Here is a 15,253-nt window from a genome sequence, read left to right as displayed (position 1 = left end):
GCCCTGGCCGCTTCGGCCCCCTCCTCCACCGTGATCTTGCTACCAGAAGCGAAATGGGCGCCGAAGTTGCCCCTGGTAGCAAGATCTACTGGTTCATCCTGGTGTGTGTCGGGAGGGTTTCGACGGGAGCCGCCCGACAGCGGGGCTGGGGTGACTCCAGCAAGATCTGTCCCACGTGGACCTTGTCGTGACCTGTCCACCAGCACCCGCAGGCCAAGACCCTGGCCGCGGGAGTGACCTCATAGAAGCCTGTGCAGCCGATAACTCACAGTAGATCTGTCCCCCGGGCCAGGGCCCTGGTAGTCGTCCCGTTCCTGAACAAAGGAAAGACAGGACACCACCATGGTGACAGTGGGCATCGATCCGCACAAGAACATGCACCAGGCCCTCGCGCTGGCCGATGACGGCACCCGGCTGGGCACTGCCAAGAAGGTCACCGCGGGCCCGCAGGCCCTGGGCGAGCTCCTGGCCTGGATCCGCCCTCTGGCGGGCGATGCCCCGGTGTTGTGGGCGATCGAGGGCGGCCCCGGGCTGGGCCGGGCCATCGCTGACGCCTTGTTGGGGGCGGGCCAGGAAGTGGTGTGGGTGCCGGCGCGCGCGATGGCCGCCCACCGCCGCCTGAGCGGGGCGGTGGGCGCCAAGTCCGACGTGATCGACGCGGTGGCGGTGGCCCGCGCGGCGATGGCCGACCCTGATCTGGCCCGCCACCGTCTCGATCCGCTGGTGCGGCAGGTGCGTGTGCTGGTGGATCTGCGCCAGGACCTGGTGCGGCGGCGGGTGGCCCTGACCAACCGGGTGCTGGCGATGCTGCACCGGGAACTGGACCACAACCTGGGCAAGGGTGCGTTGGCCACCCGGGCCAAGGTGGGACGGGTGCGTGCGCTGGTGGAGGGGGCCGAGCTGGGTGAGGTGGTGCGATGGGCGCTGGCCGAGCAGCTGGGTGAGGTGCACACGCTGTTGGTGCGTATCGCTGGGGTGGAGCGGCGGCTCAAGGAGTTGGTGGAGCCGTTGGCGCCGAACCTGTTGGGGATTCGTGGTGTGGGTGTGGTCTGGGCTGCGGTGTTGCTTTCGCAGGTAGGGGACGTGTCGCGGTTCAAGACCTCGGCGAGGATGGCCCGGTGGGCGGGGTGCGCGCCGATCCCGGTGTTCTCCTCGGGGCGCCAGCGGCACCGGTTGCATCGGGGTGGGAACCGGCAGGTGAACCGGGCGCTGCACTCGATCGCTGTGGTGCAGGCCCGGTTCCATGGGCCGGCCCGGGAGTTCGTGCGTTCCCGGCAGGAGGCCAAGGGCACCAAGGGTGCGTATCGGGCGTTGAAGCGGCATTTGATGGATGTGGTGTATCGGGCGATGGTCGCTGATCAAGTGGTGAGAGAGCGGGCTGTTGTCTCTCTTCAGCCCGCCACTTGACATAGAAGCGTCACGGCGGGTGGGCCGTGCTAGCCGGGCTGCGGAGTCGGCTCCGTGCCTAGTTCCACTGGCGCCGCATGGTCCAGCGGTCCGAGGCGACGTCCCGGGTGATGTCGATGATGCTGGGCACGCCCGACTCCGACTCGGCCGAGACGCGGAGCAGGTGAATCTGTGTTGCCGGGACACCCGGGGCCTCGGGGCGGGCGGGCCAGTCGCCGATGATCCTGCGCACCCGGAAGGTGTGGCCGCGCCAGGTGAACTGGGCGGGGTTGCCACGGTCGGTGGAACGGACGTCGATCTGTTCGTTCAGGAGACTCACTCGAACACCATATCGAACACACGTTCGACAGAGTCAAGTCCTTCGGGGATCGGCGCGGTCCGTGTCCCCACGGGGGCGCGGGCTGGTGTGCCGGTCCGCCCGTGTGCCGGGGCGGAACTACAGGAACACCCGGCCGCGGCGGGTGCGGTCGCGCAGCGCGGCCATTCGCCTGGTGTTGCTCGGACGCCGCGAGAGCAGGTGGTAGAGCAGCAGCGAGCATCCCCGGTCGGTACGCGCCCGGGCGGCCATCTCGCCCATGTTCACCCGTGTGTACAGGTTCGGGCCCCCGGCGAACAGGTGTACCGCGTGCACCCCCTCGGGCAGGTGCGCGTGGGCGTGGTTGTCGGCCGTGTACTCGGCGGCACGGGACAGCGCGGAGCCCAGACCCGGAACCAGGTCGGCGCCGACGGTGGCCAACCGGCGCCAGTACCCGGTGTGCCCGGCGACCACATGGCCCACCTGGTGGGCGATGAGGAAGGCCAGGGCGTCCGGGTCGCGCAGGCGGCCGTCCCCGTCGAACAGGGCGTCGGGCAGCACCAGGTAGCGACGGAGCCCGTGCGCGGCGGCGTCGGTGCTGGTGGAGACCGGACCGACCCGCACGTACGCCTCCGGGGTCCGGGACAGCCCCATGTCCGTGGCCAGGGACACCAACATCCGGTGGGCCTCGGGGAACTGCGTCGGCGAGATCCGGACCGACTCCGCGCACTCGCGGGCGTAGCGCATACCGCGCACCGACCAGCACGCCAGGGGTGCCGCGGTCAGTGCCAGTGCGGTCCACAGCACCGACCCGGAAAAGGACCACACCAGCCTCAGCAGAACCGCGGTGAGCGCCAGGGACACCGTCGCGCACAGTACGAACAGCGGTTTTTCCCAGGGGTGCGCGGACGCCGGAACGATCTCCTCGTCGGGGTCCAGCCCGCACGGCTCCCGCCTGGGCCCGTGCGGGGAGGGCCGGTGCGCGGTCAGCCGCCCGGGGGTGGCGGTACAGCCGGGAACCCCGTGGACCGCACAGGCCGGAGAGTGCCCTGGCGTCGCGTGTGGCATGCTGCTCCCCCCTCAGAACGCCCGTGACTCAGGGTGATTACTCCCTGTGTCCAAATATTACTTTCCGCTTTCCTTTGTGCGGGGTGGCGGAGGCGGCGTGTCCGGTGTCAGGAGCGCTCGTAGTGGCGCAACTCCTCGGCGAGCACGTCCAGGAACCGGTCGACCTGGGCCGGGTCGTACCCGGGGCGTGCCCGGGTGGTGGCGAACTGGACCCGCTCCACCTCCTCGGAGGTGAGGGTGGCCCGCTCCGGCCGGCCCTGTTGGAGGACGTCCAGTGTGTACTCGGCGCGGTCCAGGAACTCGTCGACCTCCTGCTCGTTGTAGCCGGTGGTCAACCGGGTGGTGGCGAAGCGCTGCTCGCGGATGTCCTGGGGGGTCATCCGCGGTCCGGGCGGCGGTGGACCGGTCGGCGGTAGGTCCTGGGGGCGCGGTCCCTGTGGCCCCCGGCCGGTTTGCGCGGGGCCGGTCTGGCCGGGGTGCGGCGGCAGGGGCGGGGGCGGGGCGGGCTGGCCCAGGCCGCGCCCGGCGAGATCGGCCACGACGAGGTCGAGGAAGTCGTCCACCTCGTCCTCGCGGTATCCGGGGCTCATCCGGGTGGTGCGGAAGCGGGAGTTGCGGATCTCGTCCGCGGTGAGCAGCGGGCCCTTGCGCGGTCCGCCCTCCAGCGCCACCAGGGTCGCCTCGATCCGGTCGAGGAGTGCGTCCACGTCCTCCTCGTTGTAGCCCGGGCGCAGGCGCACCGTGTGGAACTTCTTGTTGCGGATGTCCGCCGGTGTCAGAGGCATGGTCCCCATTGTGCAGTTCACGGGGTTCTCGGGGGGCGCTGTCACAGGTCCGCGTGTGGCTCGGCGGCGGAGCCGTCACCGGTGGTGTCCCGGGCGGTGCGGGCCCGGGAGCGGCCGTCCCCGTGCGGTGCCGCGACGGGGACGGGGGAAGGGGCGGGGGAACTCATGGACGGCATTATGCCGATGGTGAGTGGCGTACGCCACAAATGCCAGTGGTTCTGGCCGGGTGCGGACACGTGTGCTGCCTGCCCGGAGGGTCTGCTCGCCTGGGACGTATTCCCTATAAGACGCCTGAGGCCTATTGGGGTTTACCGGAATCCAAAAGATTCACCCATTTTATTGGACGCCGTTACCCAGGGCATTCGCATGGCTATCGTGATCTTTTTGATATAGAAAGTCCGATGGTTTGACATTTGTTGGCGTGTGCTCTCGTTCTGGCGAATGGAAAGCAGTCAGGCCGGTTCTTCCGGCCCTTGCCCTCTGCGGGCCGAAATCGCGCGAGCTTTCTGTTTTTGCAGTTCATGGGCTTCTGTGTGCCCCGACCGTCCCCCATGCGACCCTGGTCCGTGCTCCACACTCCGAGAATCCCCACCTCTGTTGTTCCGGTGGTGGAAAGCGCGGCCAGGCCCGGCCCAGACACATATGGGCTCGGACGACCCAAACGAGGATGACTTGAAGAACGCTCCCCGAATCACGGCGCGCCGCGTCCTCCAGGGCGGTGCTGCCTTCGCCGCGCTGGGTGCTCTCAGCCTGGCCACCGCGATGCCCGCCCACGCCGACACCTATGGCTGGGCCTACGCCTCCGCTGTTGGCGGTCAGGGCTCCTCGGAGACCTACATCACCCAGGAGCAGACGGTTTCCAACCCGTTCTCCACCACCATCGGTGACTGGCTGGTCGTCAATGGCACCACCACCGCCACGGTGAACGCCGACGGCGCCACCGCCACCACCGTCATCGACTCGGCCAAGATCTCCGTCACCGCCGAGAATGTCGAGGACATCCTCGACCCCGAGGACGACGAGGACGAGGACGACGACGAGGACGAGACCCCCGAGGACAACGAGGGTGGCGACCCCGAGGGCGGCGACGGCGAGGGTGGCGACCCCGAGAGCGGCGACCCCGAGGACGGTAACGGCGAGGGTGGCGACCCCGAGGGCTCCGTCGACCCGTCGGAGGAGCCCACCGTCGACCCGACCGAGGCCCCCGTCGAGGACCCCTCCCAGGCCCCCACCGAGGAGCCCACCGGGACTCCTTCGGACTCCGCCGAGGAAAGTGGCGCGAACAGCGCCGAGGAGTCCCCGGCGCCCGCCTCCGCCGAGGTCATCGAGCTCGACGAGGAGAACTCCGAGCTGGTCGACGGCAGCGAGACCGTCATCATCGAGGGGACCATCTCCGGGATCACCGTCACCACCACCCAGAGCTGGGACGGCGAGGTCAGCCACCACGCTGACGCCGGTACCTTCAAGTCGGAGCCCGTCATGCTGTCGGGTGAGGACGGCGGTGAGGAGCTGGTGCTCAACATCCAGCCCTCCGTGGACGAGGGCGTCGTGCAGACCGAGGACGCCGGCTTCCACTGGAACGACGCGTACACCAACCTGTACATGAACTTCCTGGTCGACGACGAGTTCGTTGCCGGATACTCCATCGCCGAGAGCGCCGCGGGCATCACCACCGGCGCGGTCGACGACGGTGATGACGGCACCGGCGACGACGGCGACAAGGGCGACGGCGACAAGGGCGACGACAAGAACCCGCCGCAGAAGGAGCGCGACGAGGACACGCTCCCGAAGACGGACCCCAAGGACGCCCAGCCCCTCGCCCAGACCGGTTCGCCGGTCGCCGGCCTGATCGCGGCCGGTGCGGCGATTGCCGCCGGCGGTGGCGCTGCCGCCTACCTGGCGCGTCGCAAGAAGAAGAACGACGAGGTCGCCGAGACCAACGAGGACCAGTAGCGCCTCCGAGCCGCCCGCACGGGCGGCCGTCGTGACAGAGGGCCCCGGGTCCGCCGCTCAGGCGTGCGGACCCGGGGCCCTCTGCGTGCGTTCGAAGGCCCGCGCCTACTCGCGCATGAGGTAGGTGGCCAGACCGCGGGCGATGGCGTCCGCGGCGTGCTCACGCCACTCGGGGTCCTCCAGGAGTTCGGCGTCCTCGGCGTTGCGCATGTTCCCGGCCTCCAGGAACACCTTCGGCACGGTGGAGAGGTTCAGCCCGCCCAGGTCGGTGCGCTCGTCCAGTCCTTCCTCGGCGAGGTAGTCGGCGTAGGGGACGTCGCTGCCCTCGAGGTACTCGCGGCGGATGTCCTCGGCCAGGAGGGCGGAGGGCTCCACGATCTCCTCGGTGAGACCGGGCACCTCCCCGGGGGTGATGACGTGGAAGCCCCGACCCGACTCCGGTCCGCCGTCGGCGTGGATGGACAGGGCGGCGTCCGCCTCGTTCTCGTTACCGATCTCCGCGCGCTCGTCGATGCAGGGACCCACGCCTTCGTTGTCCTCCCGGGTGAGGATCACCGTGGCGCCGTCGGCCTCCAGGCGTTCCTGGACGAGCAGGGACAGCTCCCAGTTGAACTCGTGCTCGGAGTAGCCGTTCACGCTCTGGGCCCCGACGGTGTCACAGGCCTTCTCTCCGTTGCCCACGGACACCTGGGTGTTGATCTCGCTCGGGGCGGACGCGTTGCCACCGTTGTGGCCGGGGTCGATGACCACGACACGGTCGCCGAGCGGGCCGTCACCGGGAGGGATGGCCCCGTCCTCGGCCGGAGCGCCGCCCTCTTCGGCCGGGACGCTGCTCTCGGCGCCGGTGCCGTTCGCTCCGTCCTCGGGGCCGGGTAGCGGCGGTGCCGCGGTGGGGTCGGCTCCGGGTGCGCCTCCGGCCGGGACCGAGCAGGCCGTGGTCCAGAGCGCGGCGAACGAGAGCAGGGCCAGGGCGCGTGCGGCGCGGCTCCGGCGCCCCGGTGGTGCGGAGACGGGCATGTCCACAACCTAGCCGGTGCCCGTGACTCCGACGTACCCGCACAGAGCGGGGCGGAGGCCGCATAGCGGAAGTCCAGGAGCGGACAAAGGGCGTTTCGGGGCTGTCGGCACGGTGTGCGCCCGGGCATGTCCTGCACTGGTGGCCATCCCGGACCGTGATGCGGGTTCCGGGATCCCCCCGTCCGGTTCTCCGGCGGTGCAACGCGTGACCGGGTCCGTCCGATCCCCGGGCGGGCAGGAAGAAGGACAACGTCACCGACGGGTTCGACGAGGCCGACGGAATCTGGTCGGTCCGTTCGGTCACACTCGGGCACCGTGCCCGGTTGACGGCGGTGTGCGTGCGTTGAGGGCTTCGGGGCCACATCTCCCGGGCCCTTGGTGTTCTCCCAGCTCCAGGCGGTTCACCGACAGGTGACCAGCACCTCAGGGCCACCGTTTGGTCGTCACCGGGGCGGTTTCCGTTTTGTGATCAACGCGTTAGGCTCACCGTGTGGAACGCCTTGTACACGCAACTCCACAGCGATCAGCATCTCGACCGGCCGGAGGGGCACCGAGCCCACCCGCCCGGAACACCGCGCCCGGCCAGCCAGGTCGGCCAGAAGCTCCCGGACCGCCGTTGCAGCGGGACGGGAGCGGCCCCAGAGCCGGGCATCCCCCAGATACAACAGGAGTGTTGTGGTGACTCCCGCCGAATCGTCCGCCCGTCGCATCGTCGCGGGCGGCACCCTCTTCCTCGCGCTCGGCGCGCTGGGTGTCGCCTCCGCGGTCCCGGCCGGGGCGAATCAGTTGCTCTGGGCCAACGCCCAGGCCTGGGCCGCCGACGGCGACCTCGTCGCGGGTTACTCCACCGCCGTCAGCGTCGGCGGGGAGACGGAGGACGACGCGGGAACAGAGCAGCTCCTGGGCCCTCTGGCCGAGTACGCACAGGTCGAGGGGGAGAGCCGCACCCTGGTCAACGCCAGCGGGGCGCTGTCCGAGGCGGTGGTCGAACAGGCGACGGTCCGGCTCGGCGTCAACGACCTGATCGATCTGGGCATGATCGATCTGGCCGACGAGACCGGCGAGGCCGGGGACCCGCCCGCCCGTGCGCCCGAGGATGAGCCGCAGGGGAGCGATCCGGAGAACGGCCCGGCTGAACGCACCCCCGGGGAGCGGGAACCGGAACGGGAGTCCCAGCAGGCGGAGGAGCCGCTCCCGCGGACACCACCGCAGTTCCCCACCCAGGGGCCCAGCACCGCACCCGAGGAGGACGTCGTCATCCTCGGGGAGGAGGAATCCGAAACAGTCTCCGCTGACGGCAACGCGGTCGAGTTCACCCTCGCCGATGTGCGGGCCAGCTCCGCCGCGGCCTACACCGGGGAGACCGAGGCGAGCCTCGCACACGGAGAGTTGACCGCCTTCGGTGAGCCCGTGGCGGACTTCGACGGTGACCACCTGGTCGAGGAGACCCTGGAGGTCCTCGACGAGGAGGGCGGGACCCTGACCGAGGTGCCCGTCAGCGTTCGCTTCCTGGCCAACGAGGAAGTCTTCGATGACGAGGAGTACGCCTGGGACGGCAAGGGGGTCCAGGCCTCGCTCACCGTCTGGGTCCAGGTGGGCGACCCCGAGCTGGAGAACGGTTTCGTCGTGGACTTCGCCGACACCTGGGCGGTCGGCTCCACCCACGGTTCGGCCACGCCTCCGGGGGCGGACGAGCCGGACGAGGGCCGGCAGGAGGTCACGGCACCGAGCAAACGGCTGGCCACGACCGGGGGGTCGCTCGCCGCACTGGTCGCCGCCGCGGTGGTCGCGGTCGGCGGCGGTACCGCCGCCACGTTCCTGGCCCGCAAGCGCACCACCGCCATGGACGACCGGATCGAGGACTGATCCGCGACCGGATCGCTCCAGGGCCCGTGGCACCGCCTGCCCCCCGATGGGGGTTCCGGTCCCCTTCCGGGGTGGGGCCGATCGGGCGGCGGGTGCGGGAGGCGGTGAGGGAGGGCGGACCACCCTGTCTGGGTGGCCCGCCCTGGAATTTTCGTCAGCAGCCGGAGTTCGTCCAGCCGTTCCCCCCGGAATCGGCACAGACCGGGGAGATCACTCCGTACGCTGGCTGGGGATTCCGGCCAGCAGGGCGCGGACCTCAGTCTCGCGGTAGCGGCGGTGGCCGCCCAAGGTGCGGATCGAGGTCAGCTTTCCCGCCTTCGCCCAGCGTGTCACGGTCTTGGGGTCAACGCGGAACATGGTGGCAACCTCAGCGGGGGTCAACAGGGGCTCCGCCTCGGGCGTGCGAGTTGACATGTGTACGGCCTCTCCTCCTGGATCTGTGTGCCGATCCTTGAGCCTTATTCCTGGCACTTGGCCCGGATGTCCAATATTTCCACTAGGTCCATATTGGCACCACCCGAGGTGATTGCGCGACCACTCCAAGCAACTTTGCACGTGGGAGGCCATTGAAAGCCGCCCGTGGCCGCGTCACGCTAAGTGATTCTAGCGACACGTTTAGTGGCATGTGGCGTATTCGGTCAAAACTTCGTTCTCGGGCCTCGTTTTTCTCGATCCGGAGAGCCTGAAGTGCTACGGCAGGCTGACCGAAAATCGGGGGTCAAGGCCGGGGGAAGGTTGCGCAAGCCCTGGTCGGCTGCTGTCCGGAGGGGGCGGGGCGGGGGTGGCGCGCCGGGCGCCGGTTTGCTTCGGTTGGCGGGTCGGGCCACGCGGATCCTCGGCGTGGCGGGGGTTTCACGATTACGTAGAGTGCACTCAGTGACCGGCTGGCTACAGTCTATGTCGATCCCTATCGGGCGTTATGCCCAGTTTCACGATGCTTGATGTCGCGCCTCGGCCGGCCAGCCGTCCGCACCGCTGCCACGTGCACAAAGAGGGGCGCTTCTGGTCGAGAAACCTGGTGTACCAGGTTGTCCCACGGCGTGGCGCGAACCCGTGCCGGTGCTCGGATGACGACATTCGGGGTCCGGATGCCCGCGAAACCTGGGGGAGGAAGTGACCGTCAGTTGGCGTGCCCGAGGGCGCGCACCGACCTCCAGCGCAGGGTGATCCGCTTGCGGAGCTCCGTCACGCGGGCCCCGTCACCCTTCGCGAGCGCCTCGACGGCCTCGGCCACCTCGGCCACCGAGTGGTCCTCGCTCAGGTGGTCGTCGCTCAGCAGGTGGGGAAGCCCTCCGTAGTCCAGCTCGAGGAGGGAGTCGGGGTGGGCGGTCGTGGACAGCCAGTCCAGAAGTTCCTCGGTGGAGGAGGACACCGCGTGCTCACCGATGTGCTCGCGCAGTACCGCCGCCGTGTGCTCCAGGCGCCGCGTCGCCAGCGCGGTCCTGGTCAGGTACAGCAGGGTCCTGGTGTTCCCGGCCGACAGGACGAGACAGCGCTCCTGGGGCTCGAAGGGGACGAACCAGGGGACCGGGACCGTCCAGGTGCTGGACAGGATCCCCGGCTGGACCCGGGCGCCGGATTCGCGCCACTGCCGGTAGCCGGCCTCGGCCCGCTCGATCTCCCGGGCCGGTACGCACGCTTCGACCAGTGGCCGCGGCACGGAGCCGGTGAACTCGTCGAAGGCGCGCCAGGAGCGCAGCCGGGTCTGCCACGGGCACACGTACAATCGCTCGTTCACCCTGCGCAGGTAGGCGTGCCCGCTCTCCTCGACGGGGGCGACCACCGGCGGTGTGGTGATGAGTCTGCCCAGGCTCTCGGTGTGCTCGGCGGCCAGGGCGTTGACACGCCTGGGACGGTCGGCGGACTCCGCGTACCCTTCCCAGTACCGGCGGTCACGGGGAGAGAAGGCCGTGACCGGCTGGTAGACGCGGAGATAGGCGGTGTAGGGCAGCACGATCGCATCGTGGCACAGATCGTTCCGTCTGGCACTCACCGTGAGAAGCCCCAGGCCGGGAAGGGTTTCGTGCGTACGCCGCATCCGTCACACCCGGGTGGCGTAGGCACGGCGGGGTCCGACCAGGTACGGTTGTATGTGTACGTAAGCTGACGCCTGTCGTCAGTCGCGTTTGACGGCCGTCAGCCTGGTAGTGCGGGTTAGTAAGTGATCTGGGGTTCGTCGGAACCCAATCGTTGAGGGGGTCGAGCCAATGGGGCGCGGCCGAGCCAAGGCCAAGCAGCAGAAGGTCGCACGGAAGCTCAAGTACAGCTCCGGTGGGACCGACCTTGATCGGCTGCGGTCGGAGCTGGGTGTCGCTGAGGACGAGGGGTCTCCCTCCGGGCCGTTGGGTCCGGACGATCCCTACACGGAACCTCAGGACGACCTGGTCGACCGTTACGCGGATCTTGCCGACAAGTACTCGGAGTCCGACAAGTAGGCGTCGGATTCGGCCGAGTCTTTCAGGTCGCTCGGATAACAACCGCTGACCTGTAGCGGCCACGGTCTCCCAGCCGGAGACCGTCGCGGACAGGTGGATATAGCCGGTGCGAACCACTGTGGTGGTTCGCACCGGCTATGTTCGCGTCCCTGCCTCACGCGTTCCGGTACTCGCCGTTCAGCACGGCCCGGCCGGAGCCGTTCTTCACCACGCCGAGGCACCAGGCCTGCACACCGCGGTCGGCGAGCACACCCAGGGCGCGCTCCGCGTCGTCCGCGGCGACGACCGCCACCATGCCCACGCCCATGTTGAACGTGGCCTCCATGTCCTCCCGACCGATCCCGCCCTTCTCGGCCAGATAGCCGAAGACCGGCAGCGGGGCCCAGGTGGAGCGGTCCAGCTCGGCGTCCAGGCCCTCCGGCAGTGACCGGGACAGGTTCGCGGCGAGGCCGCCCCCGGTGACGTGCGAGTAGGCGTGCACCTCGACGGCCGCGGTCAGGGCCACGCAGTCCTTGGCGTAGACGCGGGTCGGGGTCAGCAGCACCTCGCCGAGGACCCCGCCCAGCTCCGGGACCTGCGAGTACAGGTCCAGGTCTGCCTCGTCCACGATGTGCCGGACCAGCGAGTAACCGTTGGAGTGCGGGCCGGAGGAGGCCATCGCGATCACGGCGTCGCCCTCGCGCACCCGGTCCGGGCCCAGGATGGCGTCACCCTCGACCACACCGGTTCCGGCCCCCGCCAGGTCGTACTCCTCGGGGTCCATCGCTCCGGGGTGCTCGGCGGTCTCGCCCCCGATCAGCGCGCACCCCGCCTGGTGGCAGCCCTCCGCGATACCGCCGACGATCTCCGCCACACGTTCGGGCACCACGGCGCCGGTCGCGATGTAGTCGGTCATGAAGAGGGGCTCGGCACCGCTGACCACCAGGTCGTCGACGACCATCCCGACCAGGTCGATACCGATGGTGTCGTGCTTGTCCATCTGCTGGGCGAGCATGACCTTGGTGCCCACCCCGTCGGTGGAGGTGGCCAGGACCGGGTCCCTGTACTTGGCCGTGTCCAGGCGGAACAGGCCGGCGAAGCCGCTGGCGTCGGTGACCTGCTCGGGTCGGCGGGTGCGCGCGACGTGACGCTTCATCAGGTCGACGGCGCGCTCACCGGCGGCGATGTCGACGCCCGCGGCCGCGTACGCGCCCGTCGTCCCTGTGCTGTCGGCTGCCACGCGAGTTCTCCTCGTGTTCGGTGGTGTACGGGTGTCCGCGGCCCTGTTCCAGGGCACGCCGGAGGATCCGGAAGGCGCTTCCGGGCGCGGTGGACCGGGACGGTCCGCCGCGTGGTCTCACTTGGGGCTGGTCGCCAGAGTGGAGCCCTCAGGGGTGCCGCAGGCCTTCTCCAGCAGGTACTTGCCCTGGGAGTCGGCGTCCACCTCCAACGGGTACACCCCGTCGAAGCAGGCGCGGCACAGCTGGTCCTTGGGCTGCTCGGAGGCGGCCACGAGCTCGTCCAGGTCCACGTAGGCCAGCGAGTCCGCGTTCACCGACTCGGCGATCTCGTCCACCGACAGGTTCGCGGCGATGAGCTCGGCACGGGTGGCGAAGTCGATGCCGTAGTAGCAGGGCCACAGCACCGGCGGGCTGGAGATCCGCACGTGCACCTCGGCGGCGCCCGCGTCGCGGAGCATCCGGACCAGGGCGCGCTGGGTGTTGCCGCGCACGATCGAGTCGTCCACGACCACCAGGCGGCGGCCCTCGATGACCTCGCGCAGCGGGTTCAGCTTGAGCCGGATACCCAGCTGGCGCAGGGTCTGGCTGGGCTGGATGAACGTGCGGCCCACGTAGGAGTTCTTCACCAGGCCCTGGGCGAAGGGGATCCCGCTCGCCTCGGCGTACCCCACCGCGGCGGGGGTGCCGGACTCGGGAACCGGGATGACCAGATCGGCCTCGACCGGGTGCTCCCTGGCCAGGCGGCGGCCGACCTCCACCCGGGTGGAGTTCACGTTGCGCCCGTTCATGGTGGTGTCCGGGCGCGCCAGGTAGACGTACTCGAACAGGCAGCCCTTGCGGCGGGCCGGGGCGAAACTGCGGGAACGGACACCGTCGCCGTCGATCACCAGGAGCTCGCCCGGCTCGATCTCGCGGACGACCGTGGCGCCCACGATGTCCAGGGCCGCGGTCTCACTGGCGACCACCCAGCCGCCGGCGCCGGAGGTCTCCCCGAGACGGCCGAGCACGAACGGGCGGATGCCCTGCGGGTCGCGCGCGGCGTAGAGGGTGTTCTCGTCCATGAAGACGAGGGAGAACGCACCCTGCACCTTGGGGAGGAGCTCCATGGCCGCGTCCTCGAGGGCCTGGCCGTCCTTGGCCCTGGCCGCGAGGAGATTGGTGAGGACCTCGGTGTCGGTCGTGGCGCCGCGCCGTTGGTCGGGCAGCAGCGCGGCCAGTTCCGGCGTGTTGATCAGGTTGCCGTTGTGGCCGAGCGCCAACCCCCCCTCACGCGCGGTGTAGAAGGTCGGCTGGGCGTTCTCCCACACCGGTGAACCGGTGGTGGAGTAACGGCAGTGGCCGATCGCGAGGTGGCCTCCCAGGGAGTCGAGCGTCGCCTCGTTGAAGACCTGGGAGACCAGTCCCATGTCCTTGTAGACGACGATCCGCTCCCCATCGCTTGTGGCGATGCCCGCGGATTCCTGGCCGCGGTGCTGGAGCGCGTAGAGGCCGAAGTAGGTGAGCTTGCTGACTTCTTCGCCGGGTGCCCAGACCCCGAAAACGCCGCAGGCGTCCTGCGGGCCGCGTTCGAGCGGATCGAGGTCCATGGAGAGCCGGCCGTCGGAGTACGACACAGGCACAGCTTAGCCGCTGGCCGAAGGCGGGGTGCCAACCGGGGTCGGAGGTCACCGCGGCGGGCTCACGCCGACGGCTCATCCGGCCACAGCGGAAGGTGCTCGGACAGGTCGGAGCGCACCCCGCTCGCCCGCACGTCGTGCCCCCCGACCGCGCTCTCCCAGTCGGTCCGGCCCCCGGCCAACCGCAGCCAGGTGAGGGGGTCGGCCTCGACGACCCCGGGCGGGGTGCCGCGCGTGTGCCTGGGCCCCTCGATCACCTGGACCGCCCCGTACGGGGGCACGCGCACCTCCAGGCTGTGCCCCGGGACCCGGTCGGCCAGGACCGCGAGGCTGCACCGGACCGCGGCCTTCATCAGCGGCCGCAGCGGTTCCTCGGCGCGCAGGGCCGCCCGCACGGACGCGGCCACCGCCTCCTCGTCGGTGCCCTCGAAGGCGGGTTCGCCCAGGGCGGAGAGCTGTTCGTCCAACGCGGCGCGCAGGCGCCGCACGGCGCCCGGGGTCAGAGCGGAAGGCATGCGCAGATCCTAGACCGGGCGAAGGGCCCGGTGCAGGTCCGCCGGGGCCGGAGACCACTGGCCCGGGTGATCGGAAGGATGAACACCGGGGATACTTGTCTTTGCGAAGGAATGGCCCGAAGGTGGACATCGGGGTATTCCGGTGCGGCTGTCCACCGGTCTCCGCTCGATTGGGTGATTCCTGTCTCAGCGCCCCGCTGGCCAGCGGGAGCAGGACACGGTAGCGTCCCGAACCGTCCCGGTGTCGTCCGAGATTGGGAGGATTGCGAGGGAACCCGCGCCCCGCGGCGTTCCACGCGTCGACACAGACAGATGAACGAGGGGTGACCGCACCCGGACCCGCCTCCCCCAGTACGGGGCCGGCGCGTGGGAAGCCCACGCTGTCGCGCTGAAGCAGCTGGTCAGCGCCCTTAACATCCACCAAGGAAGACCACCGCACCATCGGGAGAACGACGTGCGCCTGCGCTTGCGCCCGCGTGATGACAGCTACTACGAGATGTTCACCGACTCGGCGAACAACCTGGTCATCGGGGCCCGCCTGCTGGTGGAACTGATGAGTGACGGGGCCGATCGAGAGGCCATCACCGAGAAGATGCGTGCCTGCGAGCACGCCGGTGACGACGCCACCCACGCGATCATGCGTCGGCTCAACAAGAGCTCCGCACCCCCGCTGCACCGCGAGGACATCTACCGACTCGCCTCCAACCTGGACGACGTCATGGACTCCATGGAGGCCGCCGTCGACCTCATCGGCCTGTACGGGCTGGAACGGCTCCCCAAGGGCATCATCGACCAGATCGAGGTGCTCGAACGGGCCGCCGAACTCACCGCGGAGGCCATGCCCAGACTCCGGTCCATGAGGGACCTCACCCGTTACTGGATCGAGATCAACCAGCTGGAGAACCAGGCGGACCGCATCTACCGCAAACTCCTCGCCAAGCTGTTCAGCGGAGAGTACGAGGCGCTGACCGTACTCAAACTCAAGGACGTCATCGAGGAGCTGGAGACCGCCGCCGACGCCTTCGAGCACGTCGCCAACACGGTGGAGACCATCGTCGTCAAGCACGGGTAGGGGG

The 15,253-nt window shown here is 69.7% G+C and carries 15 protein-coding genes; 5 read left to right on the top strand and 10 right to left on the bottom strand.

Annotated elements, in window-relative coordinates; genetic code table 11:
* Nucleotides 1–342: 342 nt before the first annotated feature.
* A complete protein-coding gene (locus ACUKCB_RS19085; protein ID WP_473036352.1) occupies nt 343–1,407 on the top strand; it encodes an IS110 family RNA-guided transposase in 1,065 nt (354 codons plus the stop codon).
* 58 nt (nt 1,408–1,465) lie between these two features.
* On the opposite strand, the gene ACUKCB_RS19080 is transcribed toward ACUKCB_RS19085, so the two are convergent.
* The 4 genes from ACUKCB_RS19080 to ACUKCB_RS19065 form a co-directional block, all read right to left on the bottom strand.
* Nucleotides 1,466–1,726, bottom strand: coding sequence for a DUF6504 family protein (locus tag ACUKCB_RS19080; protein WP_191275397.1), 261 nt, complete (start codon nt 1,724–1,726; stop codon nt 1,466–1,468).
* Between the two features lie 117 nt (nt 1,727–1,843).
* Nucleotides 1,844–2,770 carry a M48 family metallopeptidase gene (locus ACUKCB_RS19075; RefSeq protein ID WP_473036951.1) on the bottom strand — a complete coding sequence of 309 codons (927 nt, stop codon included), beginning with the start codon at nt 2,768–2,770 and terminating at the stop codon, nt 1,844–1,846.
* Between the two features lie 107 nt (nt 2,771–2,877).
* On the bottom strand, nt 2,878–3,564 hold the full coding sequence (locus ACUKCB_RS19070) for a DivIVA domain-containing protein (protein ID WP_473036950.1): 687 nt from the start codon (nt 3,562–3,564) through the stop codon (nt 2,878–2,880).
* A gap of 32 nt (nt 3,565–3,596) precedes the next feature.
* Nucleotides 3,597–3,722, bottom strand: a complete 126-nt coding sequence (locus ACUKCB_RS19065) for a hypothetical protein (RefSeq protein WP_473036949.1) — start codon at nt 3,720–3,722, stop codon at nt 3,597–3,599.
* Nucleotides 3,723–4,227: 505 nt separating this feature from the next.
* Between ACUKCB_RS19065 and ACUKCB_RS19060 the strand changes: the two genes are divergently transcribed.
* Nucleotides 4,228–5,508, top strand: a complete 1,281-nt coding sequence (locus tag ACUKCB_RS19060) for an LPXTG cell wall anchor domain-containing protein (protein WP_473036948.1) — start codon at nt 4,228–4,230, stop codon at nt 5,506–5,508.
* Nucleotides 5,509–5,613: 105 nt separating this feature from the next.
* On the opposite strand, the gene ACUKCB_RS19055 is transcribed toward ACUKCB_RS19060, so the two are convergent.
* A complete protein-coding gene (locus tag ACUKCB_RS19055; protein WP_473036947.1) occupies nt 5,614–6,525 on the bottom strand; it encodes an N-acetylmuramoyl-L-alanine amidase in 912 nt (303 codons plus the stop codon).
* 678 nt (nt 6,526–7,203) lie between these two features.
* Here ACUKCB_RS19055 and ACUKCB_RS19050 point away from each other — a divergent pair.
* Nucleotides 7,204–8,391 (top strand): hypothetical protein, encoded by a 1,188-nt coding sequence (locus tag ACUKCB_RS19050; RefSeq protein WP_473036946.1) that lies wholly within the window; start codon nt 7,204–7,206, stop codon nt 8,389–8,391.
* A 210-nt stretch (nt 8,392–8,601) separates the two neighbouring features.
* On the opposite strand, the gene bldC is transcribed toward ACUKCB_RS19050, so the two are convergent.
* Nucleotides 8,602–8,805 (bottom strand): developmental transcriptional regulator BldC, encoded by a 204-nt coding sequence (bldC, locus tag ACUKCB_RS19045; protein WP_013155387.1) that lies wholly within the window; start codon nt 8,803–8,805, stop codon nt 8,602–8,604.
* A gap of 706 nt (nt 8,806–9,511) precedes the next feature.
* A complete protein-coding gene (locus ACUKCB_RS19040) occupies nt 9,512–10,345 on the bottom strand; it encodes a DUF8083 family protein (protein WP_473036945.1) in 834 nt (277 codons plus the stop codon).
* A 253-nt stretch (nt 10,346–10,598) separates the two neighbouring features.
* On the opposite strand from ACUKCB_RS19040, the gene ACUKCB_RS19035 reads away from it, so the two are divergent.
* Nucleotides 10,599–10,826, top strand: a complete 228-nt coding sequence (locus tag ACUKCB_RS19035; protein ID WP_191275385.1) for a DUF3073 domain-containing protein — start codon at nt 10,599–10,601, stop codon at nt 10,824–10,826.
* Between the two features lie 154 nt (nt 10,827–10,980).
* On the opposite strand, the gene purM is transcribed toward ACUKCB_RS19035, so the two are convergent.
* The 3 genes from purM to ACUKCB_RS19020 all read right to left on the bottom strand — a co-directional run bounded on the left by purM (nt 10,981) and on the right by ACUKCB_RS19020 (nt 14,177).
* On the bottom strand, nt 10,981–12,045 hold the full coding sequence (gene purM / locus ACUKCB_RS19030; RefSeq protein WP_473036944.1) for a phosphoribosylformylglycinamidine cyclo-ligase: 1,065 nt from the start codon (nt 12,043–12,045) through the stop codon (nt 10,981–10,983).
* Between the two features lie 117 nt (nt 12,046–12,162).
* Complete coding sequence (purF, locus tag ACUKCB_RS19025; RefSeq protein ID WP_473036943.1) at nt 12,163–13,659, bottom strand: amidophosphoribosyltransferase; 1,497 nt, start codon at nt 13,657–13,659, stop codon at nt 12,163–12,165.
* Nucleotides 13,660–13,724: 65 nt separating this feature from the next.
* Nucleotides 13,725–14,177, bottom strand: a complete 453-nt coding sequence (locus tag ACUKCB_RS19020; RefSeq protein WP_473036942.1) for a sterol carrier family protein — start codon at nt 14,175–14,177, stop codon at nt 13,725–13,727.
* Between the two features lie 454 nt (nt 14,178–14,631).
* Between ACUKCB_RS19020 and ACUKCB_RS19015 the strand changes: the two genes are divergently transcribed.
* A complete protein-coding gene (locus tag ACUKCB_RS19015; protein ID WP_473036941.1) occupies nt 14,632–15,249 on the top strand; it encodes a DUF47 domain-containing protein in 618 nt (205 codons plus the stop codon).
* The last annotated feature ends 4 nt before the right edge of the window (nt 15,250–15,253 follow it).

It is taken from the genome of Nocardiopsis moroccensis (assembly GCF_055763695.1).
Note: the sequence above shows the minus strand (reverse complement) of the source record. Positions and strands in the feature narration are given on the sequence as shown.